This window comes from Bradyrhizobium sp. USDA 4486, from assembly GCF_054057995.1.
The window spans coordinates 644725-666899 of sequence record NZ_JBSRZV010000001.1 but is presented as its reverse complement, the minus strand read 5'-3'; the positions used below and the strand labels follow the sequence as shown (position 1 = coordinate 666899).

Annotated in this window: 23 protein-coding genes and 2 pseudogenes; 4 read left to right on the top strand and 21 right to left on the bottom strand. The window is 59.4% G+C overall.

Features of this window, described 5'->3' with window-relative positions; genetic code table 11:
- Positions 1–23 precede the first annotated feature (23 nt).
- The 11 genes and pseudogenes from ACVWY3_RS03265 to ACVWY3_RS03215 all read right to left on the bottom strand — a co-directional run bounded on the left by ACVWY3_RS03265 (position 24) and on the right by ACVWY3_RS03215 (position 9092).
- Complete coding sequence (locus ACVWY3_RS03265) at positions 24–245, bottom strand: hypothetical protein (protein ID WP_456837162.1); 222 nt, start codon at positions 243–245, stop codon at positions 24–26.
- Positions 246–436: 191 nt separating this feature from the next.
- Entirely contained in the window at positions 437–1537 is a 1101-nt protein-coding gene (locus ACVWY3_RS03260) for an IS4 family transposase (protein ID WP_456837161.1), read from the bottom strand.
- Between the two features lie 42 nt (positions 1538–1579).
- Positions 1580–2182, bottom strand: a complete 603-nt coding sequence (locus ACVWY3_RS03255; protein WP_456837160.1) for a dioxygenase — start codon at positions 2180–2182, stop codon at positions 1580–1582.
- Positions 2183–2378: 196 nt separating this feature from the next.
- Positions 2379–3110: pseudogene (locus ACVWY3_RS03250) on the bottom strand (4-hydroxyphenylacetate 3-hydroxylase C-terminal domain-containing protein).
- Positions 3111–3130: 20 nt separating this feature from the next.
- Positions 3131–3430: a nitroreductase family protein gene (locus ACVWY3_RS03245; RefSeq protein WP_456837159.1), complete on the bottom strand. Its 300-nt coding sequence runs from the start codon at positions 3428–3430 to the stop codon at positions 3131–3133.
- 126 nt (positions 3431–3556) lie between these two features.
- Positions 3557–4198, bottom strand: coding sequence for an HD domain-containing protein (locus ACVWY3_RS03240; protein ID WP_456837158.1), 642 nt, complete (start codon positions 4196–4198; stop codon positions 3557–3559).
- 184 nt (positions 4199–4382) lie between these two features.
- Complete coding sequence (locus ACVWY3_RS03235; RefSeq protein ID WP_456837157.1) at positions 4383–5357, bottom strand: GlxA family transcriptional regulator; 975 nt, start codon at positions 5355–5357, stop codon at positions 4383–4385.
- Positions 5358–5578: 221 nt separating this feature from the next.
- Complete coding sequence (locus ACVWY3_RS03230; RefSeq protein WP_456843278.1) at positions 5579–6001, bottom strand: cupin domain-containing protein; 423 nt, start codon at positions 5999–6001, stop codon at positions 5579–5581.
- A 149-nt stretch (positions 6002–6150) separates the two neighbouring features.
- Positions 6151–7419 (bottom strand): MFS transporter, encoded by a 1269-nt coding sequence (locus tag ACVWY3_RS03225; protein ID WP_456837156.1) that lies wholly within the window; start codon positions 7417–7419, stop codon positions 6151–6153.
- Positions 7412–8083 (bottom strand): HD domain-containing protein, encoded by a 672-nt coding sequence (locus ACVWY3_RS03220; protein ID WP_456837155.1) that lies wholly within the window; start codon positions 8081–8083, stop codon positions 7412–7414. Before ACVWY3_RS03220 ends, ACVWY3_RS03225 begins: the two co-directional genes overlap by 8 nt.
- A gap of 74 nt (positions 8084–8157) precedes the next feature.
- Positions 8158–9092, bottom strand: a pseudogene (locus ACVWY3_RS03215) (NADP-dependent oxidoreductase).
- A gap of 1079 nt (positions 9093–10171) precedes the next feature.
- Here ACVWY3_RS03215 and ACVWY3_RS03210 point away from each other — a divergent pair.
- On the top strand, positions 10172–10546 hold the full coding sequence (locus tag ACVWY3_RS03210) for a hypothetical protein (protein WP_456837154.1): 375 nt from the start codon (positions 10172–10174) through the stop codon (positions 10544–10546).
- Positions 10547–10573: 27 nt separating this feature from the next.
- Here ACVWY3_RS03210 and ACVWY3_RS03205 read toward each other — a convergent pair whose 3' ends face one another.
- The 3 genes from ACVWY3_RS03205 to tnpA form a co-directional block, all read right to left on the bottom strand.
- Positions 10574–11356 (bottom strand): IS3 family transposase, encoded by a 783-nt coding sequence (locus ACVWY3_RS03205; RefSeq protein ID WP_456843277.1) that lies wholly within the window; start codon positions 11354–11356, stop codon positions 10574–10576.
- A 90-nt stretch (positions 11357–11446) separates the two neighbouring features.
- Positions 11447–12961, bottom strand: a complete 1515-nt coding sequence (locus ACVWY3_RS03200; RefSeq protein ID WP_456837153.1) for an ISNCY family transposase — start codon at positions 12959–12961, stop codon at positions 11447–11449.
- A 36-nt stretch (positions 12962–12997) separates the two neighbouring features.
- Positions 12998–13345: an IS66-like element accessory protein TnpA gene (gene tnpA / locus ACVWY3_RS03195; protein ID WP_456837152.1), complete on the bottom strand. Its 348-nt coding sequence runs from the start codon at positions 13343–13345 to the stop codon at positions 12998–13000.
- Between the two features lie 214 nt (positions 13346–13559).
- Here tnpA and ACVWY3_RS03190 point away from each other — a divergent pair, with 214 nt between their 5' ends.
- Entirely contained in the window at positions 13560–13985 is a 426-nt protein-coding gene (locus tag ACVWY3_RS03190) for a cupin domain-containing protein (protein ID WP_456837151.1), read from the top strand.
- A 42-nt stretch (positions 13986–14027) separates the two neighbouring features.
- Positions 14028–14501 (top strand): carboxymuconolactone decarboxylase family protein, encoded by a 474-nt coding sequence (locus ACVWY3_RS03185; protein ID WP_456837150.1) that lies wholly within the window; start codon positions 14028–14030, stop codon positions 14499–14501.
- Between the two features lie 117 nt (positions 14502–14618).
- Here the strand turns inward: ACVWY3_RS03185 and ACVWY3_RS03180 are convergent, their stop codons facing one another.
- Complete coding sequence (locus ACVWY3_RS03180) at positions 14619–15200, bottom strand: RrF2 family transcriptional regulator (RefSeq protein ID WP_456837149.1); 582 nt, start codon at positions 15198–15200, stop codon at positions 14619–14621.
- A 32-nt stretch (positions 15201–15232) separates the two neighbouring features.
- Positions 15233–15724 (bottom strand): Ohr family peroxiredoxin, encoded by a 492-nt coding sequence (locus tag ACVWY3_RS03175; protein WP_456837148.1) that lies wholly within the window; start codon positions 15722–15724, stop codon positions 15233–15235.
- Positions 15725–16242: 518 nt separating this feature from the next.
- Here ACVWY3_RS03175 and ACVWY3_RS03170 point away from each other — a divergent pair.
- Entirely contained in the window at positions 16243–17259 is a 1017-nt protein-coding gene (locus ACVWY3_RS03170; protein ID WP_456837147.1) for a LysR family transcriptional regulator, read from the top strand.
- Positions 17260–17334: 75 nt separating this feature from the next.
- On the opposite strand, the gene ACVWY3_RS03165 is transcribed toward ACVWY3_RS03170, so the two are convergent.
- From ACVWY3_RS03165 to ACVWY3_RS03145, 5 genes are all read right to left on the bottom strand, one after another.
- Positions 17335–17961: a response regulator transcription factor gene (locus ACVWY3_RS03165; RefSeq protein WP_456837146.1), complete on the bottom strand. Its 627-nt coding sequence runs from the start codon at positions 17959–17961 to the stop codon at positions 17335–17337.
- A gap of 192 nt (positions 17962–18153) precedes the next feature.
- Positions 18154–18894, bottom strand: a complete 741-nt coding sequence (locus ACVWY3_RS03160) for a dioxygenase family protein (RefSeq protein WP_456837145.1) — start codon at positions 18892–18894, stop codon at positions 18154–18156.
- Complete coding sequence (locus ACVWY3_RS03155) at positions 18867–19040, bottom strand: dioxygenase (protein WP_456837144.1); 174 nt, start codon at positions 19038–19040, stop codon at positions 18867–18869. The genes ACVWY3_RS03160 and ACVWY3_RS03155 overlap by 28 nt, the downstream gene beginning before the upstream one ends.
- Positions 19041–19081: 41 nt before the next feature.
- Positions 19082–20455 carry an MFS transporter gene (locus tag ACVWY3_RS03150; RefSeq protein WP_456837143.1) on the bottom strand — a complete coding sequence of 458 codons (1374 nt, stop codon included), beginning with the start codon at positions 20453–20455 and terminating at the stop codon, positions 19082–19084.
- A 125-nt stretch (positions 20456–20580) separates the two neighbouring features.
- Positions 20581–22167: a 4-hydroxyphenylacetate 3-hydroxylase family protein gene (locus ACVWY3_RS03145; protein WP_456837142.1), complete on the bottom strand. Its 1587-nt coding sequence runs from the start codon at positions 22165–22167 to the stop codon at positions 20581–20583.
- Positions 22168–22175 lie beyond the last annotated feature (8 nt).

The following is a 22175-nucleotide window of genomic DNA, read 5'->3' as shown; positions in this document are numbered from 1 at the left end:
TCCGCCCTGTGGCGAACTCGACCTCAGGCCGCAGCGCTCGCCGGCGCCGCGACCGAAGCATTCTCCGCGGGCTGCAGTACAAAATCATATTCGAGCAGCCAGAACGGCCGTTCGGCGATCTTGCCCTTCGGCGTTGTGCTGCCCGCCGGCATCAACTTGAACTCGGCTATCAGCGGCGCCTTCACGCCATAGACCACGTCGGTCTCGATATAGGGACATGATTTCTTGAAGAGATGCGTGACCACGCGGTGGTGACCCCATAGGCGTTAAGGTAGCGCAAGCATTGATTGATATTGACGTTTTCGGGGAGGCTCGCGCAGGTGCCGCCCGAGCGCTCGCTTACTGCGGCGCAAGCGGCGGATGGTTGGTTGTGGAATGATTGCTTGCAGCAAGGATGCAACGAGTTGTTGCAAGATACGCCAACCGCCAGGTGTCGTCAGGCGGCCTGCTTCCAGTGGGGAGAGTCCTCGAAGTCGCGGACAAGCGGCTCGAGCAGCAGGATAATCAAGAGGTGAGCCAGCAGGTAGGGCTTCGCCGAACGCTGATCAGTTCCAGGCGGTGTCTTGAGACCAATCAGGCTTTTCAGTCGCTTGAAGCCAAGTTCGATCCGCCATCGCAGTCGATAGAGTGCAAGCACATCCTTGGCGGAGAACTCGTCCCGTGCGAGCGACGTGACCAGAATGACCCAATCCGCGGCTTCCAGAGTCCCTTTGGAGATGATGCGGTTTTCGTCGCGTGCGTCTCGCCGAGCTTTACGACGCGAAGCCGCGGCCGCACCGGTGGGCTTCTTGACCGCAACCAGACGCATAGCCAGAGGCGCCCCGTCCTTGCGTTTGATCCAAATCCTCCGATCGATCAGTCCGCGTGCCTTTGCCGCACGCAATTGGGCCATCAGATCGAATGGAAGGCCTTGGGCATCAAGCCAGCGCGCGTTCTTCCAGCCTGCTCGGATCAGAACGTCGGCACCAGCCGCGCGGACAGCCGCGATGCGGTCAGGTTGCAGATAAGCGCGGTCAGCAATGCGGATCTCGTTCTTGACTACTGGTATCCGGTCAAACGTTTCGCCCTCTTGCTGATCCGTTAGCTCGAAGTGACCAAAGCGCTCACTTGGCAGATCAAATGCACTATGAAGCCGCCAAAGCTCACTGCTCCTGCGGGCAGTCGGCCCGGCCTGAGGTACTGTCGTCGCATCGACGATGCGGATCAGGCGGCCTCGGCTCGCCTTCGGCGCTGCCGCATCGAGCAAGCTCTCCACCAGCACTGCAAACCAATCGCCACATTGACGCAGGCGATAGAACAACGCCACGCTGCTGAGGTCCGCAAGGCCAACAGAAGCCGCCCACACAGCTGTCGATCTCAATCCTCTTTCCCCTAAACAATAGGCCAGCATCAGCCGAAGCAACGCCACCGCGTCTGGAATTTGGCGCCGCCGCGCGAAAGCCTTCGTCTGGCGCGCGCTTATCTCAAGCTGCTCAGCCCCACCCAGCTGCGCAACCACTCTCGTCCAGTCCTCATTTAGAAGCGATTCGTCTGCCATGCCCCTTGGAATCACGTGTGATTCCAACACTCAAGAATAAACTTAACGCCTATGGTGGTGACCCTGCGCCTCGATCAGGAAGTGAATATGCGACGGCCGCATCGGGCTGATCTCTGTTCGGCTCATCACCTCGCCGACGCTGCCATCCATGGGAATCGAGTAGGGCACCGGGAGCACGGTCTGCACGACGAAGCGCCCATCATCGCCCGACTTGAAGATGCCGCGCATCCACGGCTCGTCACTGCCGCGCTGGGCATCGTAAAGCCCTTCTCCATCAGCCTGCCAGATGTCGAGCGTGGCACCGGCAATCGGCACACCACTCAGGTTGCGCACCGAACCAGTAACGTAACAAGGCTCGCCCGGCGCACCCTTGGCAATGTCCGCCCCATCGGCGAGTTCCGGGGAATCATGCACGTGGAATGGCCCTGTGACGGTAGTCGGCGTCGCCTCGCTCGAGAAACGGTGGTTGATACAGTCGACCAGCATGCTGACGCCGACCACATCCGAAGCAAGAATGAACTCCTGCCGCTTGTCATGCGACTGCTTCCCGGTCCGGGTCAGCCATTCGATCGCAGTCATCCACTCCTCCTCCGTCGGCTCGATCTCTCGAACGAAGGCGTGCAGGTGCGTAATCATCGACTGCATGATCTGCGCGGCCGCGGATCCGGAACTGCCATCCACCGCTCGAGCACGATATCGGTGATGGTCGTTTCGGTGACATAGGCCATGACAATCTCCTTGGTACGCTAGGGCCACGTATCAGGCACAGTTCTTTCATGGCCCGCCGATGGCCGTTCTGTCAGCGGACGCCAGAGCTGTCCTGGCGTCCGCGGTCAGTGTTCTATATGCGCGGATCGATCAACTCCTCAGTCGCGTTCTTACGGCGGGCTGCTGAAGCCGCGGCACTCGCCTGTGCGCCTGCGTCCTGCGCGCGGGCATAGGCCGCAGAGGTGCTGTATTCTGTGGCGGAGTCCTGGTTCAAATCGATGCCGCAGACTTTCCGCGCCAGTTGAACGTACGGGCTGCCGGCGGAGAATTCTGCGCGCTGCATGGTCAGCGAACGGATCGCCATCAGCGGCGTACCATTGAAATTCTCGAACATGAACAGTCGCCCGCCCCAGTCCGACAGGTAGAGGTCCCGAATCACGCGACCGATCTTGAGTCGGTCATGCGGCTTGCCGTTGGGCCCGGTGTTGAGCTTTTCCAGCCAGGGACCGAGCTTTTCGTCGCTCCACTGTCCTTCGCTCGGAAACAGCAGTGCGCTCCGGCCGCAGAGATCGAGCAGCTCGCAGATCATCGAAGAGAAATGCTCCAGGTAGTAGGCGCGGCCGAAATCGTAGATCAGGATGTTCGGTTTGTAGTGGCCGCCCGGCGTCAGAAAACCAAGCTCCTCGGATGCCACCACGTGGGCAATCATAGCCTAATGAAAGCCGACAAACTTCGCCACTCGCGGCTGCACCGCCGGGATCTTGCTGGTGCCGATGTGCTCGGTAATCAGGATGGCAAGACCCGCCATCAATTCGGCGCGCACCATCTGCCGGATGATCGCATGATAATGCAGCCAGTCGAACACGCGCTGCGGGGTGCCCGCTCCTAAGCGCACTGGCGGATGAAGACGGAGTAACTGTCTTCTTGCCTCCGTTTGAGGTACGGGTCCGGTAAATCACTGGCGTAGTATTTGTACTCCGCGACGTGCTCGTCGCGCAAACTTTCGTGCGCGTCCAACAGCGCCGTCGAAACTCTGTCCTTGGCCGCGCCAGCCAGCACGTAGACGTGCCAGGGCTGGATGTTCGCACCGCTGGGAGCGAACCTTGCGATACGGAGGATCTGCTCGATTGTGCGTCGCGGGACTGGAGCGTTGCAAAACTCGCGGCACGCAAATCGGCCGGCCAAAATCTGATCATCGGGCTCTGCACAGCGACATCTCCCTCACTCGTGCCGATGGCGGCTCGTTCAGGACCGGACATGCTCGTACGGCTGGTATCCATCTCGGCTTCCTCGGCTCGGAGCAACGAGCGCTCAGTGCGGCCAGGCTGAGCCAAGGATGATCGAGCAGAAGTTCTGACGGGCATAGTTCATGTCCTTCAGCGCCAGGACGTCGGCCTTCACATTTCCGAACGTCGTCAGCGGCTTTTTGATGATGCCGTTGGCGAAGTGATCGATGATATTCTCCTTGAAATTTGCCTCGCGCGGATGATGGATGCAGACATGGTCGCGCTGTTCATGCGTGAAGTCGTGATAGGCGATGCCGAGCACGTCCATCCCCACACCGGCGGTCACCAGCGCGATGGTCGGGCGCATATGCTCAGGGATCCCCGGCGTAGTGTGGAGCGCGATCGCTGTCCAGACGTCCTCGATGTCACGTTCGGGCACGCCGTAGCTTTTCATGAAGTTGCGGGCGGCATTGGCGCCGTCAACCTCGAAGCGCAGATCGGGGCTCGAATATTTCTCGGTGAGGCCCATGTCGTGAAACATGGCGCCGAGGTAAAGCAGTTCCGGGTCGTATTTCAGTCCGCGGCGCTCGCCCGTGAGCGCGCCCCACAGGAAGACACGGCGACTATGGTTGTAGAGCAGGTCATCTTCGGTATCGCGCACGAGCTGCGTGGCTGCGCGCGCGATGGCGCTGTCAGGCACGCGGATGCCGGCGATGATCTCGGACATGGAGCAATCTCCTCGGTTGGATAACACGCTGGTTGCTTGTCGGGATTAGGCAACAGAGCCCTGCTCCGGACAACAGGCGGGATGCCACGGATCAGGACAGCCGTACGTCGTTTCCTGACAAAAGGCCGCTCGGAGCCTTCAGGGCAGTAGGAGCCCGCAGTTTCGTCCTCGGATAGCTCGCGAACTATTCCGGTTCTGCTCGCCGGAAGCTGGCGCGATATTGGACAGGGGTCACGCCGAGACGGGTGCTGAAGACAATCCTCATCCGATCCGCCGATCCGAAGCCGCAATCGAAGGCAATGGCCTTCAGCGGTCGGTCGCTTGCTTCCAGCATCATGCGCGCGGCATCAATACGGGCGCGCTCGATGAATTCGTGCGGTGTGGTCCCGGTCACCTGCCCGAAATGCCGGGCCAGGTTCCGGGGGCTCATGCCGACGACGGCGGCAAGCGACTCCAGCGTATGGCGATCCCCAATGTTGGCCATGACATGGTCCTGGATGCGTGCGATCGGCGATTCAGGATCGGCAGGTGCCGTGAGATAGGGACTGAACTGCGACTGTCCGCCCTGGCGCTGCGCAACCACGACCAAACGCTTGGCAACCTTGAGTGCCGTTTCCGCGCCGTGCCGCTGCCCGACGAGCGCCAAGCCCAGATCTATCCCAGCCGTCACACCCGCCGCGGTGATCAGCCGTCCATCGCGCACATAGATCAAGTCCGGTTCGACTTTCGCCTTCGGGAATCTCGCCGCCAGCGCCTGTGCATCCTGCCAATGGGTCGTGACTCGCCGATCGTCGAGGAGTCCGGCATAGCCGAGCACAAAAGCCCCTGTGCAGATTGATCCATAGACGCTCGAGCGCCACGGCAGCTCCTTGACCCACTGAAGCAGGCACGGTTCGGGCTCCGCTTCCGGTGGCGTCGGAGTGCCCGCCACCAGAACGATGTCGAAACCGCCCGCCGCCTCCTCGAAGGTCAGGTCGGCGACCATGCGTATGCCGTTCGACGCGCGCAGCGGTTTGCGGTGAGCAGCAACCAGTACAGTTTCGTAGCGATCCGCGCTGCCGAGAAACGTGTTCGCCTCGCTGAACACATCCATCGGCCCCGCCACATCCAGGGCCTGGACCCCCTCACAGACGACGATCGCGACAGCTTGTACCGGCACCTGTGACTGCCTCTCCACCCTGGAGCCTTATTATGCAGGGAGTTCGGCCCCTGCAAAAGGCCTGGCGCGATCCGGGAGGCAACAGAACGAACATCCGTGTATCCGGGGTCACCAAGGGGCTATGGACTTCTATTGGTCGATTTTGCTCTCCAGCGGCCAACCAAGCGACCCATGCAGGTCCAAAAAAGATCGTCAGGGCAACCGGCGAATTTCTCGCGCCATTATTGTGATCCGGGCGCCTTGTCTGGCGTGGTCAAGGGCTCGTCCTTGGAATCCACAACGAAGACCGCCAGTAAGCTGGCGGACTCCTTGTCACTCGCGTTCTCACTGACCCTGTGATGTGAACCGGGCATTTCGTAAAAGCTTTCGCCGGCGTGATAGATCTTCCCGGGTTCCTCGCCGACTTGACTGCGGATGGTCCCGGACAGCACGTAGGCGTAGATGAATGCCGACGCTGCGTGGTGATGAGCCAACGATTTGGCTCCGGGAGGATAAGTCACCGTCACGGCAACCAGCCTCTTTCCTTCGACATTCGGCAGTGCGTGCGCGAAGGCCACTTTCACCTGCTCCCGGTCCTGCGCGATCGCTGGTGAAGCTCCCAGGGCGATCGCTGCTGCTATCAGCGGGACGGCGGCCGTCCGCAATGCTCCTCTCGCTGCTTTTGCAGACATACCTCGAGGGTTTGATACGGCATCAATCCGATAGGCAAATCCACTGATCGACATCATCGCACCTCCTCTTCTAACGAGCTCACGCAACTGCTTGAAACCAGAACGCAGAGTTGAACCGATGGTCATGGTGAAGCTTCCGATGAGAAGCCATCGCCGCCGCCATCACTTCGGCCTGATGTGCCGCTGCCGCTGAGCAGCACCGACAACAGGGCTGCCACAGCGAATCCCGCAGCTACCCAGCCGAGCCGCTCCACCGCGCCATTGGCAATGACCACAGCGCCCGCCGCGGCACCCATCGCGCTGCCGAGGTAGATGGCCGAGGAATTCATCGAGAGACTGATCGGCGCCAGTGCCGGAGCCAACGTCACCAGCCGCGCTTGCTGCGCCGTTATCAGCCCCCAACTGGCCAAACCCCAAATCAGGATGGCTGGCAGCAGGAGAGGCATTGCCCGCGCCGGCGCGAAAGCCGCGCTGAGCGAGAAGGCAAGATAGGCCAGCAAGGTGAGCCCCCCACCAACGATCACGACACTGCGCGCGCCCCAATGGTCCGACGCGCTGCCGCTGAGCTGGGTGCCGACTGCACTGGCCAGGCCAAAGCCCAACAGGACCGGCGCCAGTGCTTGCGGACCAAGGCCGCCGATGCCGGCTATGAACACACTGAGATAAGTGTAGAGGGTAAAAGTGCCGGCCACGGTCAGCACGCTCGTCATCAGCACCCCGAGGATATCGCGGCGCTTGGCCAGCGCCAGACGCTCACCAAGGCCAGCGGTGACGCCAGGCCGTTGGCACGGCAGCCGGGCGAGAATCCCAAGAAGCGACAGCACCGACAGCCCCGCCACACCGAAAAAGGTGGTGCGCCAGCCGAAGCCCTGCCCCACCAGTACGCCCAGCGGCACGCCGGCGATGATAGCCAGGCTCAACCCGGTGGTGATCGTGGACAGGGCACGGCCACGCCGCTCCGGACCGCCCAGCGCGGCGGCATATCCGCTGGCCGTCGGCATGAAGCTTGCTGCGGACAGGGCCAACAGCAGCCGCGCGGCCAACAGCCCGGCATAGCTCGGCGCCAGCGCGGCAAGCCAATTGCTCAGGGCGAAGCCGCCCATGGCGACGACCAGTAGGCGACGCCGCTCCAGCCCGGCCGTCAACACGGCCATGACCGGCGCGCCGATGGCATAAGCGAGGGAGAAGGCGGTGACCAGATGACCGGCGGCTGGCAATCCGACGTTCAGGTCTCGCGCCAGGGCCGGGAGCAGCCCGGCGATCATGAACCCCTCGGTGCCGATGGCAAAAGCGCCGAGGGTCAGCCAGATGAGAGAGGCCAGCGAGTCGGCGCTGGTAGCTTGTGCGCGACCGGGATTGAGCTCCTGGAGCACAGGATAGGTCCTAGTCATGATGGTGAGCCTTGTGCTGGGAATCCGGGAAGGGCGACGCAGCGATCAGGTCGCAGGCGTTGGGGCTCTTGAACCCCGGGATGAAACGTTCGCAGACAGCGGCGTTGACGGTGCCATACGTCGTCGCTGGCTTGTGCGCAAAACCGGCAAAATACTCCTGAATGAACCCTTCTTTGAAATTTGTGCGCGGGTACTTGGCGACAATTTCCTCGCGCAGCTCCGCCGGGAACTGATCGAACCCCACCCCGATGACATCGAGAAGAACACCGGAATTGAGGAGCGCGACTTCGGGACCCATGTACTTCGGGATGCCGGGAGTGGTGTGCAGCGCGATTGCTTCCCAGACGGTCTGCACCTGAACTTCAGCGATGTTGTGGGTGCTAAGAAACTGTCGGGCGGCATTTGCGCCATCGACCTCGAAGCGCTCGTCTGGGCTCGAGAACTTCTTGATCAGGCCGAGATCGTGAAATGCGGCAGCGACGTAAAGGAGCTCACGGTCGAAGCGCAGATTCCTCTGACGACCCTGCTCAGCCGCGAACAGGTAGACGCGGATCGAGTGATTAAACAGCAAATCGGTGGAATGTTCGCGCAGGATGTCTGTCGCCTCTTTCGCGAGCAACGAATCGGGAATGACGAGAGCCTGGGCGAGATTTGGGGTTGTCATTGTTGCGTCCTTTCAAGAGTTAGTGTGGGCTTGGCTGCGCGTTGCGCGCGGGCACAACGACGAAATGATGTTGATCAACTCGCTCCGACGTCGAGCACGATCTTTCCTTTCGGCTGAGGCCGCACGCGTTCCAGCATCAAATGAGCCTCGCGCGCATCCGCGAGGGGTAAGACTGCTGCGACGTTTGTTCGCAGCTTTCCACCATCGATGAAGCGAGCGATCTTCGTCAGATATTGGCTCGTGACGTCGACCAAAAAGAAGGTGGCTTCAACACCGTAGCGCTTTGCAAGATCCTGATCCGGGCGGGACACTGCTGAGATCAGCTTGCCGCCGCGACGAAGGACCTGGAATGAGCGGTCTTGAGTTTCGCCGCCGACCAGATCAATGACAGCGTCCGCATCGCGTACTACTTCCTCAAAGCGCTGAGTCCGATAATCAATGACGGTGTTGCGCCGAGGTCGCGCGCGGCGGAAATGTCCCCCGTCGATACGGTTGCGATGGTTTGCACCCCTGCCTGACGAGCCAGTTGAACAGCATAGGATCCCACATTACCGGCCGCTCCCCGAATAACCACTGTTTGACCTGCTTTGAGTTGGGCGTGATCAAACAATGCCTGCCATGCGGTGATGGCAACGACAGGAACGGAGGCGGCTTCGACGTGGGTTAGCGAGGTTGGCTTGTTCGAAACCATCCCAGCGGACGCCACAGCGTACTCGGCATAGGCACCGACAAACTGCGGATTCGTAACACCGTAAACCTGATCTCCCACGCGTAGCTCGGCGACGTCCGGGCCAATGGCAACGATTTCACCGGACAGATCCGAACCCAGAGTGAGCGGTAGCGGTTGCGGCAAAGCGCTCTTCCCAGCTCTGATCCAGCCGTCCCATGGTCCGACCCCGGCGGCTTTGACTTTGACCAGGACCTCGCCAGGGCCGGGCCCGGGCCGCGGGATGCGCTCGAACTTCATGATCTCTGGTGACCCGAACTCGTGAACGCGCCAGGCCATCATTGTTGAAAGAGTTTGCTCCTGACTAGCGTGAGGAATGAAGCTGTCGGGGGTCATCTCACCTGCTCCTTTTCAGCTCGCCATGATTACGGTCCACTGTCGTGGCCTTGGATGGTTCTGACTCCAATTTCGCAATGGGGCCTGTTTTGGACAAGAAACAGCATGCTTTGGATCAGGACAGCCGCACGTCGTTTCCTGACAAAAGCTCGTCGGAGCGTTCGTGCCATCAGACAGTACTGCCCTCTTGGCGCTGCAGCCGATGATCAACTGACCGTTGATTTCTGGATTCTCTCCGCGTCGATGCTCATGCGCGCGTCTATGCCCTCATGTACGAGGACGGTCGCGTTCTCGCATTCAGTTCGACGCAGCGTTCTGATCGAGGCGTACAGGTCTACGCCGCCGCAATTTTCTGGAGATCACCAGCCTTGTAATGAAGCCCCGACGAGGTATCGTTAGCGCGATCGCGCCTCACCGCCCGGAGCATGCCGCCAAGATTGAGGCATGATCGGTCGGCGAATTGTCGCAGAAAATCGTAGTTGGGCATAAAAATCGTGCAAATGGCGGGGAGAGTGGGAGTCAAACCCACGATTTTCGACTATCCCGCGTCGACAGCCGAGACTGCACGTGAGTACTCGCCCGCCTCCTGCCCTCGCAAATTCAGATCATGCACATGCGCCACAAGGCTGCTCACGTTGGCCGCGGTTAGATTTTTCTTGATCTCCCGGTGCACACGTCGTGCACACGACGCTCTCTAACCGATTGAAAAACTTGAGCTCTCGCTCCAATGTCGCGCGCCATGGAAAACTGCCCCCTCATATTGCCTCAGATGACAATGTTACCGAAGCGCACACTGATGTCTGTCTCGATCGGCTGCCGCGAGTCGGAGCAAGCCGCTCGCGAAGCGCGCCCTCCAGAACGCCGTAGCAAGCGAGCAGCTTGCGGTGCTTCGGCGAAAGAACCTGTCAGGATTAAATACGAAGGCGCGAAGCTTGGACCGATAGTGTGATCTCTGTGCTGCTGATAAGCTGTCGAGCGGCCTTTGATCGCCAATTCTTCATCAACCGCTGCACCGTGCGCCGCTGATGGCCGCTGAACCGACCCGGCGCATGCGCTTCCAGCCGGGAGAGAAGATCAACCGCGGACAAGTGCGGAGCCGCGGCGAGCCATTCCTCGATAATGGGAGTGTAGGGGTCGAGCATCGATGGCCGACGTGGCACAGGCTTGTGCCGCACATAGCGACGCCGATGAATGCCTCGCTGCTCACCCTGTTTCCATCCATCGCCGAGCTCTCGGGCAAAGGCCGCCAAGTCGCTGTGGCCCTGCGCGACAGTCATCGCTGGCCTTCCAGCCCGTTGATCCACGCGCTTACCCAGCTCATTCTGAGCGTCCTGCATCTGTGCCAGCAATGCCACCGGATCAAGCGTCCGGTAAATCTCTCGCAGCCGATCTTTGAATGAGCTGCTGCCGGTTTGATGGACACCCGGTTAAGCTAATCCCACCTTGCGCTCGAACTCAACAGGGCTGAGATAGCCGATGGTCGAGTGCCTTCGGGTCGTGTTGTAAAATCGTTCGATGTAGTCGAACACATCGGCGCGTGCCTCGTCTCTGGTTCGATAAATCTTGTTGGCCGTACGCTCGGTTTTCAGCGAGGAGAAGAAGCTCTCCATCGCCGCGTTGTCCCAGACGTTGCCGGAGCGGCTCATGCTGCAAACGATGCCGTGATCGGCCATCAGGCGCTGGAACTGTTCGCTGGTGTACTGGCTGCCCTGATCGGAGTGATGCAACAGCGCATCCGGCTTGCCGCGTCGCCAGACGGCCATCAACAATGCGTCCGTGACGAGCTGTGCTGTCATGGCGGCACTCATCGACCAGCCGACCACCCGACGTGAGAACAGGTCGATCACCGCTGCGACATAGAGCCAGCCTTCGGCCGTCCAGAAATAGGTGAAGTCGGCGATCCATTTCTGGTTGGGACGCTCGGCGGCGAACTGCCGGTCAAGGAGGTTCGCCGGTACGGCCTCAAGCTGTCGATCGCCGGCATCCTTCGGCAAGCGCCGACGTCGCGGCCGCGCCCGCAAGCCTTGCAGGCGCATCAGCCGCTCAATCCGGTGCAGGCCGCAATCCGCCCCGTCAGCGAGCAGATCACGCCACACCCGGCGTGCGCCATAGGTGCGGTCGCTGGCGACAAAGCTGGCCTTGACCTTGTCGCCGAGCTCGTATTGCCTCATGTACTGATGCTCCCGGGTGCGATCGGTTGCCTCATTTATTTTGCTCCTGGCTTGAGTTGAGGAGGAGGCCGGGTGCGGAGATGGCCGGGGTTTCGGAGCGCCCGGCCTCCTCCGCTGGTACCTCGCACGTCATTGGGGTGTTGTGACCTCGTACCCTGGCGGCATTTTCTCGCTAGGAGCGAACAGCAGCGCATTCGCTTGCTCGCTGCGCCAGGATTTCAGCCGACGTTGAAGGGTTCGAAGAAGCTTGTTCGGATAGGCTCCAGGATATTCCATCTGCAAGCGCGAGAGCAGTTCGCTGCCAGTCCGCCAAGGCTCAGCTTCAAACCATTTTCGCAAATCTGGCGTTGCTCGGATGAGCGGGTCGGGACGACGTCGGCCTCTTTTCGCCTTCACGAGTGGCCGATCCGTCGGTCGCATGGCTCCGTCCTTCCAGGCCGTGCGCAAGCTTGCCAGGAAGCGATCGATCGGTTGCGATGCCACAGCAGGATGGCCGATTGGTTGGGTATCAGCGAGGGCCGCGAGGCGCTCCTGCACGTCGCGGATGTCGCGCAACAACGCGACTGGATCGAGAGCGGCATAGATTTCTTGGAGATGATGGCGGACAGCGTCAGGCGTGCGGGCGTCCGCTGCCAGGCGCTGGTGTGGTGTAGCCGGCGCGCTGTATGTCTTGCGTACACGGGCACCGTCGCGCTGCTTGGCTATCAATTTGAACGAGGGTTGGAAGAAGTTCACGAACAGCCGCGCCGATCGATAGAGTTCAGCCAGCAGCTTGGCCGCTTCCAGGCCCTCGAACCGACGATAGCCGACTATCCTGCGCACGACGGCGCCGTTCTTCTGCTCGACGAACGCCTGGTCATTTTTTCGGTAGGGCCGGCAACGCGTGAAGACGATGTTGGCCGCCTCGCAGTAGGCTTTCAGCGTCTCGTTTATGAACACCGTATCATTGTCAGTATCGAAGCCGAGCAGCGCAAACGGCAATTGTTTGCGCAATTCCGTCAGCACCGTGCTCAACAGCGTTTGTTCGCGCACGATCAGAGGAGCGCACTCCGTCCAGCCGGTAGCAATGTCGGTGAGCACGAGGGTCTGGATGAAGCTGCCGCGCGCAGATGGACCGCTATGCGCGACAAGGTCGGCCTCGACGAATCCGGGCGCCGGATCATTCCAATCCGCCGACGTCCTTATTGGAACACTGCGACGCAACGAGTGCGTCGCGTGCCGCCGACGCTTGCGACCTAATCCTTCTCGGACCCCCACCAATGCGCGGTCGATCGTCGCAGCGCTCATTGCCAAAAGTTTGTCGCGGATCTCGGGGGTAAGGTCGAGGTGGCCATGCCGTTCCATCGCCTCAATCAACGCAGGCATTAACGCCTTCAGCCGCTTCCCGCAGATCCGGTCTGACGCCTCCCAAAGGAGCACGAGCGCGTTGTGTTCTACCTCATTATACATTCGACGTCGCGCTCTTCGGCTTGGGCGCGCGTCTTCCTGACCTCGAAGTAGTCGCATCGCATGCTTGCGATGGAATCCGGTGATGTCGACGAACTCGTCCAATATCCGCGTCTTCTTCGCGCGATCCGAACGCCGATAGCGCGCGCCTGCTGCCGCCGTCAGTTCCTTCCGCGTTGCCATGCTTAGCCAGCCCATCTTCGCCCCCGCTCGCTCCCGATCCAAGGGAGCAATTTACGTGAGGCAACGGCTCAGCATCTGGTAACAATTAGGGCGAGGCAATGCGCCTTCCATCCTGATCGCCGCGCGACACGTCACCTCTGGATCTGGGACCAACTTCGCTGGGACGAAGCCCAATTGTGTGCCGGCGGCATCCTTTGGCTCGGGATGAAAAGACCGGCGCCATCGCAGCAGCAGCGACCGCGAAAGGCCGTATCGCCGTGCCGTTGCCGCGACCTGGCGGGGACCCTGAAAGCTCTCCACTACGATCTTGAGCTTCTCCTCCTCAGACCAGCGCCGTCGCCGGCCTGTGTCCACCACCTGAAGCCGCTCGACTTGGGCGCTGCGCCTATCACTGTCCATAGAGACAGGTTCTTAATCCTCAACCCACTTCGCAAGGCGGCCGCCGCCGGAGGCGTACAGCTTGGTACACTCATTTAGAGCTCTTTTGGCACTATCGGCTCTAACGCGGACCGATAAAAGACGCGTTAGGGCCGCCCAATTGAGCTTGGATGGAAGGGAGCAGCCTTTTTCTCGTCCGAAGGGACGGGAGCGAAGTAGACAAGAGGACAATCAAATGAAGAGACACCTCGCAACGCTCGCTGTAGGACTCGCACTCATCGGCAGCAGCGCAATGGCTGATGACTCACATCAGAACAAGGCTACCGGAACATCCGTCATGATCGATTTCGCGGGCAAGATTCCAAATCTTCCGGGAAAGTCGCTTAAGACGGTTGTAGTCAAGTATGAACCGGGTGCGTCTTCACCGCCTCACACCCATGCCAAGTCTGCATTTATCCTGGCCTACGTCTTGGAAGGCGAGGTGCAAAGCGGCGTAAATGAACAGCCTCCGCGAACGTACAAGGCCGGAGAATTCTGGACCGAAAATCCCGGGGATCGCCATCAGGTGAGCGCTAATGCGAGCAAGGTGAACCCTGCGAAGATCCTCGCAATATTCGTCGTCGACACCGACGATGCAGAGCTCACCACGTTTGCTCGATAATCACGCCGCCTTTGTAACCAAATCAGGAAAGGATTGATCTCAATGAAAGCACGGTCGAACATCTTTAAGGCTGCACCCGACGTGGTAAAGGCATTGATGGGAGTTGAGGAGGCGCTTGCTTCCGGAGGAATCGAGCCTGGTCTGGCAATGCTCGTCAAGCTTCGTGCCTCCCAGATCAACGGTTGCGCCTTCTGCATCAACATGCACGTGAAGGAGGCGATTAAGGGCGGCGATAGCAATATGAGGCTGCACATGCTGAGTGCCTGGCGAGAGTCGCCGCTATTCTCCGATCGAGAGCGGGCAGCCCTCCAGTGGACGGAGACCCTCACTCAAGTCGCTGGGACAGGAGCTCCGGACGCGGACTACGCGGCTTTGGAAGCTCAGTTCAATGAAAAGGAAATCGGTTATCTGACGATGATGATCGGCTCAATCAATGTTTGGAACCGGGTCCAAATAGGACTTCGTGCCATACATCCCGTCGAAGACAATGATCGTCCGGCGCAGAAGGTCGCCTGACAGCGGAAAGGTGGGTTCGACAGTCGAGCCCACCTTTTCCAAACCGACGAACGGATTAGCCTCGACGCTGAAAGGTCCGGAATCTTGTAAGCCGAAGCTGTTCCTACGCTTGACCTCCTACAATCGGCGCCTAAGGCCACTGTTCCGTACGGCAGCGACGCGCGACTTCTCGCGATCGACCGCCCTTTGATCAAACCATCTCCCCACGTCATCATAGAAGGTAATCGGGGGCGCCAACTGATTGGCCAGGTCTAGCAATGTTGTTTGCGCCAGTTCCAGGCGCATGCTTTGTTCGGCTCGTCTCATCGCTGCGTGAATTGCGCAGGGCCCCATGGTAGCCCAGACCGGCACAGCGCCGTTGAACAGCGCGCATCCTCGCCGTACCTCCCGGCAATCAAAGATGCGTCGACCGGCTTCGATAGCATCGACCACGTCTAGTACCGTGATTTCATGCGGCTCTCGAGCCAAACGATAGCCACCTCGAATTCCGTCCTGTGAAAGCACAAGACCCGCTTTTTTCAGCCGGGGCATCACCTTGGCTAGTAGCGCGGTAGAGACACCCTGAAAGTCTGCGAGATCGCGGCTGCTGATCGGGTCGCGTCTAGGCCCAATCAGCCAAAGGATACAGTGTAAGCCGTACTCAACGGCAGGACTGTACAGAGAGAAGGATCGAGCCCTTCGGACGGTTGCTCGCGTCATATCAATTCAAAAGCGGTTGTCCAACGCACCCCTCATGTTAGCCACACGGTGTTCTCGCACCCCTTCCGGAGTACTTTGGAGTATGGGCAAACTCGCTCGGTTTCCTTAATGAGCTCCCGCGCGATCGTACGATCAATGCCAGGAAGGGTGACCTCCGTATCGACCTTCAGCAGAAACAATCCATCAGAGGGGTCTCTTCCAAACGTCACACTGACTTGAACTGAACAATCTCGCACCGGGATTTTGCCCCTGGAGGCTATCAAATTGAGAGCACCATGGAAGCAAGCTGCAAGACCCGCTGCAAAAAGCTGCTCTGGATTTGTTCCATCGCCGCGCCCCCCAAGTTCTTTCGGGAGACGTAGATCGACACTAAGCGCACCATCGTCGGATCTAGCTACACCTGAAGCTCTTCCGTGGCGGGCTTCCCCACCCGTTACCTTGACTCGCGCCGTGTAGAGAGGCAGGACCTCCTTGCCCGTGTATCTGTCAAGAAGACTAATTGGCGGAATTTGAATAGAACCCATTTCTCGTTTCTCGCAATTTCAATAGCGCCGGCGGAATATGTAAGCGGCTGTTCGTATATGTCGGTAGACCCAAGAAGCTCCCACTCCGTTGTACCGTCGAATAGATCGGTCGGGTGCATGCGCAGTTCACTGCAGTTTCGGTAGTGTTTCCGTATTTCAGAGAACGGCCCTTTAGCGTGCTGAAATGATGGTGGCGGTCACGCCGAGAAACCCACCGCGTCGGGATATTGCGGCCGAGCAGAAGAGCTGCTTTCGGTAATCCTGAAACGTGACGCCGACGGCGCCTGTCGAATTCTTGCGCGTCATATCGAGACCACTGCGAAAAACATCATTCCAGCGATGCCCCACTTTCTTGGGCCAACGCTGACCGCTTGCGTGTCGATTTGGCGGCGCGGGCCGTTAGGGGCGGGCCTCCAAGAACCTGGCCCTCGTCCGCTGCGACCTGACAGCACACGCTGCTCAACCCTCGCGATCCAAGTGCCGATCACCTCCCTTGCCAGTACCCTCCCGACCTAGATTTGGCATCCCGCAAGGCTGTTGCTATCCTCGCCGTCGAGATGGTTGCCAAGGCTCCCCGGCGGAAAACGATGGACAGTACGGCTGGTAAGCACGCTGAAGAACTCGACCTGCACGCGCTTCGGGTTCTGGATGTCCTGTTTCGCGAGCGCAGCATAACTCGCGCCGCCGAGGCGCTACATACTCAGCAGCCCGCATTGAGCAAGACACTGGCGCGGCTACGCCGATATTTCGACGACCCGTTGTTCGTTCGGGTAGCGTTGCACATGGAGCCGACGGCGAAGGCGTTAGAGCTTGAGAAGCCCGTCCGAGCCGTACTCGATGGCCTGCAGCGACTGCGTAGCGAACAGACTCGGTTCGACGCATCCTTGTCGAGACGCGTCTTTCGGGTCTTCACGCTCGATGCCGGCGTGATCGTGTTGCTACCACCCATCATCAAGACCCTCCTCTCCTCGGCCCCGGGTGTGCGACTGCGAGCTGCTCAGGTGGGAATGCAAAGTCTGCACCAGTCGCTGGAATCTGGCGACATCGACCTCGCGATCGGTGAATTTCCGTTGCTAGTTCCAGGGATTCGCCGGCAGAAGCTATTTTCCGGACAGCACATGTGCATCTTCCAGAAAGATCATCCCCGGCTGCGCAAATCACCCTCCTTGAGTGAATTCATGGAAGAGCGGCATATCTTCATCACCGCGGCGGGTACTGGTCATCCACATCAGGTAGCCGAACGATCGCTGGAAGGGCAACTACCTGCAAAGAACATCATCGCTCATGTGCCAACTTTCACGACGGCTGCTATCCTCGCCAAAAGCACAGGCGCCGTAGCGACCATGCCGGGGCCCATGGCAGCCTTACTCGCACGTGAACTGGACATGCAGCTCGCAAAACCTCCTATCAAATTGCCAGCCTTTGAGATCGCCCAGTATTGGCACGAGCGCTTTGACCGAGACCCAGGCAACCAATGGCTACGGGCGGTGGTCTACTCCGAATTCGGCGGCAAGCCTCCGGGCGGGAAACGATAGATTTCATTGCCCTTCGGTAGTGGCATGGCCGAGAAAAGGCGTTTCCGAGCAACGGACCTCACGGGCAGAAGGACGTTACGTCGTGTTGCCTCGACCCAAAACGCGGCCTAGCAGTTCAGCGGTGTTCCGTACGCCGACCTTTCGCATGATGCCGGCCCGGTAGCTTTCGACCGTACGCGAACTCAAACCCAACGTCCGCGCGGCTTCCTTGCTGGTCTCGCCCATGGCGATCCGCGTCAATACCTCGCGCTCCCGACGTGTGAAGGGTTCGCAGCCGGGAACATGCAACGTGATGTGCGAGAGCACATCCATGGTCGAATGCTTGTATCCGATCGCCGTCTCAATACGTTCGAGTAGATCAGCGACGTCGATCGGCTTCTCGATAAAGTCATGAGCTCCGTTGCGGATGGACTCGACAGCCGTGGCTATATCGCCGACGAAAGATGTCACGAAGATCGGCGCCGGGCGGCCGTCGGCATTCAGCTTCTTAAGTATCTCAAGGCCCTCCCGATCGGGCATGCGGACCTCCAGGATCACGCAAACCGGAAGCTGCAGCCGGATCTGGGACAGGAGCGCTACCTTGTCTGCAAAGCAGACAGCCCGGTAACCGGCTCCTTCGAGCACCGACGTCAACGTTTCACGTGTCGTTACATCGTCGTCGACGACAAATATCTCTCCCTTTGCAGCGGAACTCCACAGCATCCTTTCGCACCCCAGCGCTAGACTAATGAAAACTCAGTTCCGCGCACGGAGAGCCGTTTCCCGCCCTGCACCTGACGAAGCCGGCGCTGGCTGTCTACGGCCCTTGGCTCTGCCTTCGACGCAGTCAGCGATCTCTTGAAACCTTGCTCAATTGTACAAGCGCAGGCGAGCAGAAGCGTACGGGCCCGCCAGTCACCTTTTCAACTCGGCATACTCCGCTGCAGGCTGGAGAATGAAGTCATATTCAAGCAGCCAAAACGGTCGGTCGGCAATCTTGCCGATCGGCGTTTTGGTACCCGCTGGCATCGACTTGAACTCGGCAATCAGGGGCGCTTTTACGCCGAAAACCACGTCGGTCTCAACATAAGGGCACGACTTCCTGAACACATGAGTGACGAGACGACGGTACCCTTCCGCCTCTATGCAGAAATGAATATGCGCTGGTCGCATTGCGCTGATATTGGTCTGGCGCATGATCTCGCCGACGCTACCGTCCATAGGGATCGGGTAAGGGACCGGCAACACGGTCTGCACCGCAAACCGGCCTCCCTCGACCGATTTGAAGACACCTCGCATCCAGGGCTCCAACGCGCCACGCTGTGCGTCGTAAAGCCCTTCGCCATCGGCCTGCCAAATGTCAAGGATAGCCCCAACAATTGGTTCGCCGTCCAGGTTACGCACCGAACCAGAGATGTAGCAGAGTTCGCCTGGCGCATCCTTGGCTAGGTCTGCACCGTCGGGAAGATCCGGCGAACCATGAACGTGAAATGGCCCCGTCACGGTCGTCGGCGTGGCTTCGCCCGCGAGGCGGTGGTTGATGCAATCGACGAGCATACTGACACCAACTACGTCCGAGGCAAGAATGAACTCCTGGCGCTTGTCGTTCGATTGCTTGCCGGTCCGTGTCAACCATTCGATTGCGGCGCCATCCATTCATCTTCTGTCGGCTCGATCTCTCGAACGAAGCTATGCAGATGTGAGATCATTGCGCTCATGATCTGACGTAGCCGCGCATCGGGAACAGCGCGCCACCGCTCAAGCACGATGTCCGTTATGGTCGCTTCCGTGACATAGGGCATGGCGCTGTTAGGACCTCCTTCGTGCATGATTGGGCGCGAGTTCAACTTGCGAGTTCCCGCTCACGCATCGTCATTTCGACTCCCGCGAGATTTCGGCCCCGTGTCAAGGCCACGGCCACACCGGCCAGCACCGCAGGCGCTCCAGCAATCAGATACTGCGCATGCAGTTCGAGTCCCGCGGCGAGAAGGCCGGTTCCGAGCAAGGCCCCAGCGATGGCACCCAACCGGCCAACACCAACCGCCCAACCGACTCCTGTCGAACGGATAGCCGTTGGATAGATGGCGGCGGTGTAGGCGCTCAGATTGATCTGGGCACCGACGATCGTCACCCCCGCGAGACAAACCGCAATCATCAGCCAGGCAGTGCTGGACGTGAACCCGATTGCTCCAACAGCAACGGCGGCGCCCAGATAGGCCCCCACCAACGATCCATATGAGTTCTGGCGGTCGATGAGACGCGCAAGCAGGAGAGAGCCCATGATTCCCCCAAGGGAGAACGTGGCCGACGCCAGGATAGCCTGGCTAAGGGGCAGACCGGCCGACGTCAGCAGCGTCGGCATCCACGTATACACGAACACGATTATCAGCTGAGTCACGAAAGAGGCCAACGACAGCAGGATAGTCAGACCTGCGAAATCGCGGGAGAACCACTTGCTCAGCAACCCAGAGGAAACGCCTTCCGGTTTTGCTTCGGGAGATGCGATATAATCACCCATCTGTGCAGGAAACAGACGCGACGTAATCTTCCTCACACCATCTGGGTCTGACTTGCGCAAAACGAGAAACCGCAGGGACTCGGGGAGCGCCATTGCAAGAAGCAGAGTGAGAGCAACCGGGGCAATACCGCCGACGACGAATACGGCTTGCCAACCGAAGTTCGGTATTAAATAGGCAGAGAGCGGTCCGCCCAGTACGCCACCCAACGGGAAGGCTGCATACATCAAACTCACCAACGTGGCACGATGGCGAGCCGGAGAGTATTCAGCCACGAGAGCAATCACGGTTGACAGAGCGCCGCCGAGACCCAATCCGGTCACGAGACGGACGATCAGTAGCGAGTTGAAATCGTAAGCGAGAATCGTGAAGAGCGCAGATACGCCAAACAGCGTCGTTGATGCTATGGTAACAAGGCGCCTGCCCCACCGGTCGGCAATCATGCCAAATACAGCGGCGCCTATTGCCGCGCCAACGTAATGCGCGGAAAAAATTGGTCCAAATGCCTCTTTCGATAATTTCCACTCTTTTCCGATTACCGGCGCCACATATGAGATCGCAATCGTATCAAAGCCGTCGAGCAGCGCAACGATTGCACACATCACGACGATCGAAATCGTGAACCAGCCGATCGAAGCAGAATCGATAGCGGCCGCAACATCAATACGTTTGATCGAATTGTCAGCCCCCGGAATATCCATGATATTTCCTTTCGCACTCGCAAAGTGATGAATGCAGCCGAAAACGGCCGGCTTGACTTCGCCGACAACCTCAAGAATGCGCCAGCCCGACGACGCGAAGGCGTCGCCGGGCCGTGCTCTATTTTCTAGACACGGGGATCAACAACGGCGGCATCAGTGGCCTTGCGCTGACCACGTTTGCCGCCCTGCTCGCCATCGGCTTGCGCCGCGTCTTGAGCGCGAGCGTACGCCACGGATGACTGATACTCAGTCTTGGCTGTCGACTTGAGCTCGACACCACACACCTGCCTGGCGAACTGAACGTACTCGCCGTTGCCGGCAAACTCGGCACGCTGCATCGTAAGTGCGCGGATCATTTGTAGTGGCGTACCGTTGAAATTCTCAAACATGAACAGGCGGCCGCCCCAATCGGACAGGTAGAGGTCACGGACCACGCGACCGATCTTGAGGCGATCGTGCGGCTCACCATTTGGGCCAGTATTGAGGCGCTTGAGCCACGGACCGATCTTTGAATCTTGCCACTGGCCTTCCGATGGAAACAGCAAGGCACTGCGTCCGCAGAGATCGAGCAATTCGTGGATCAGTGCAGAAAAGTGCTCGAGATAAAACGCTCGGCCGAAGTCATAGATCAGAATGTTCGGCTTGTAGTGACCGCCAGGCGTGAGAAAGCCGAGCTCTTCTGCCGCGACAACGTGCGCGATCATTGCCTGATGGAAGCCGACGAACTTCGCGACTCGGACCTGCACCGGCGGGATCTTGCTCGTTCCGATGTGTTCAGTCATGAGAATCGCCAAGCCCGCCATAAGCTCCGCGCGTACCATCTGCCGGATGATGGCGTGATAGTGCAACCAATCAAAAACGCGCTGCGGATACAGCTTGGCGTGATCGGGATTTCCAATGTGGAAGACATACTTCCACGGAATGAGGACGTTGTCGAAGACGGTGATATTGTCGAGCTCATCACCTGCTGCCGCCAGCGGGTGCTCGACCGGATCTTCCTTGACCGTACTTTCGCGGCATACCACCGTGACGCCCTTGGTATTCACGGGTACCATCGCGTAAATGATCTGCTCTGCCGGAATTCCGGGACGGAAAAATACACCGATGTGAATCCAGTCCCCGAAGGCGGTACCGGTCCCGATTGCCTTCACACCATCAACAATGATGCCCTCGTCATTATTCTCTACTATGCGCAACGCCGGTGATTTCGCCTGAGCGTCGGGCGTCGAGCGGTCAGCCTGTGGATCGACGAATTGCGGCGTACAGTTGAGGTCGTTTTCTCTGGCAAACTTGAAGAAGTCCACGGCATTCTTGGCAAGTCCGCGTCCCTCGGCGCCGATCGAAGCGTCTTCCCACGGCTGCGGGTCGTCGACATAGGTAAGCAGCGGATAGTTGTTGGTATCAGGAAGACGTGGGTATGATGTACCGCCAATCTCGCGCATGACGGTCTCATGATACTTGCGTTTGCGTCTCACCTCTTCCTTGTTTCGATGCCCAAACCACTGCATCGATCGCCGAACTCCGTCCTCATCGACGAAGGTCATGATGTCCTGCAGATCTTTTCGATGATGCAAGTCGTAGAATTCGGCAATACGGCGAGCGTACTCGCGGGTCTTGGGATGCGTGGCAACGTTGTCGATCTTTTCGTTACCGACCCAGACGTTCCGTCCATCGTTGAGTGCTTCGAGATATTGAGCGCCGGTGCGTAGCATGTGAACTC

What these genes read in the sequence shown, in the direction of transcription:
- ACVWY3_RS03260 (WP_456837161.1), bottom strand. Translation starts at nt 1,537, where the DNA reads ATGGCAGACGAATCGCTTCTAAATGAGGACTGGACGAGAGTGGTTGCG.
- ACVWY3_RS03255 (WP_456837160.1), bottom strand. Translation starts at nt 2,182, where the DNA reads ATGCAGTCGATGATTACGCACCTGCACGCCTTCGTTCGAGAGATCGAG.
- ACVWY3_RS03240 (WP_456837158.1), bottom strand. Translation starts at nt 4,198, where the DNA reads ATGTCCGAGATCATCGCCGGCATCCGCGTGCCTGACAGCGCCATCGCG.
- ACVWY3_RS03225 (WP_456837156.1), bottom strand. Translation starts at nt 7,419, where the DNA reads ATGACTAGGACCTATCCTGTGCTCCAGGAGCTCAATCCCGGTCGCGCA.
- ACVWY3_RS03220 (WP_456837155.1), bottom strand. Translation starts at nt 8,083, where the DNA reads ATGACAACCCCAAATCTCGCCCAGGCTCTCGTCATTCCCGATTCGTTG.
- ACVWY3_RS03210 (WP_456837154.1), top strand. Translation starts at nt 10,172, where the DNA reads ATGGCCGCTGAACCGACCCGGCGCATGCGCTTCCAGCCGGGAGAGAAG.
- ACVWY3_RS03200 (WP_456837153.1), bottom strand. Translation starts at nt 12,961, where the DNA reads ATGGGCTGGCTAAGCATGGCAACGCGGAAGGAACTGACGGCGGCAGCA.
- tnpA (WP_456837152.1), bottom strand. Translation starts at nt 13,345, where the DNA reads ATGGACAGTGATAGGCGCAGCGCCCAAGTCGAGCGGCTTCAGGTGGTG.
- ACVWY3_RS03190 (WP_456837151.1), top strand. Translation starts at nt 13,560, where the DNA reads ATGAAGAGACACCTCGCAACGCTCGCTGTAGGACTCGCACTCATCGGC.
- ACVWY3_RS03185 (WP_456837150.1), top strand. Translation starts at nt 14,028, where the DNA reads ATGAAAGCACGGTCGAACATCTTTAAGGCTGCACCCGACGTGGTAAAG.
- ACVWY3_RS03180 (WP_456837149.1), bottom strand. Translation starts at nt 15,200, where the DNA reads ATGACGCGAGCAACCGTCCGAAGGGCTCGATCCTTCTCTCTGTACAGT.
- ACVWY3_RS03175 (WP_456837148.1), bottom strand. Translation starts at nt 15,724, where the DNA reads ATGGGTTCTATTCAAATTCCGCCAATTAGTCTTCTTGACAGATACACG.
- ACVWY3_RS03165 (WP_456837146.1), bottom strand. Translation starts at nt 17,961, where the DNA reads ATGCTGTGGAGTTCCGCTGCAAAGGGAGAGATATTTGTCGTCGACGAC.
- ACVWY3_RS03160 (WP_456837145.1), bottom strand. Translation starts at nt 18,894, where the DNA reads ATGGATGGCGCCGCAATCGAATGGTTGACACGGACCGGCAAGCAATCG.
- ACVWY3_RS03155 (WP_456837144.1), bottom strand. Translation starts at nt 19,040, where the DNA reads ATGCCCTATGTCACGGAAGCGACCATAACGGACATCGTGCTTGAGCGG.
- ACVWY3_RS03150 (WP_456837143.1), bottom strand. Translation starts at nt 20,455, where the DNA reads ATGGATATTCCGGGGGCTGACAATTCGATCAAACGTATTGATGTTGCG.
- ACVWY3_RS03145 (WP_456837142.1), bottom strand. Translation starts at nt 22,167, where the DNA reads ATGCTACGCACCGGCGCTCAATATCTCGAAGCACTCAACGATGGACGG.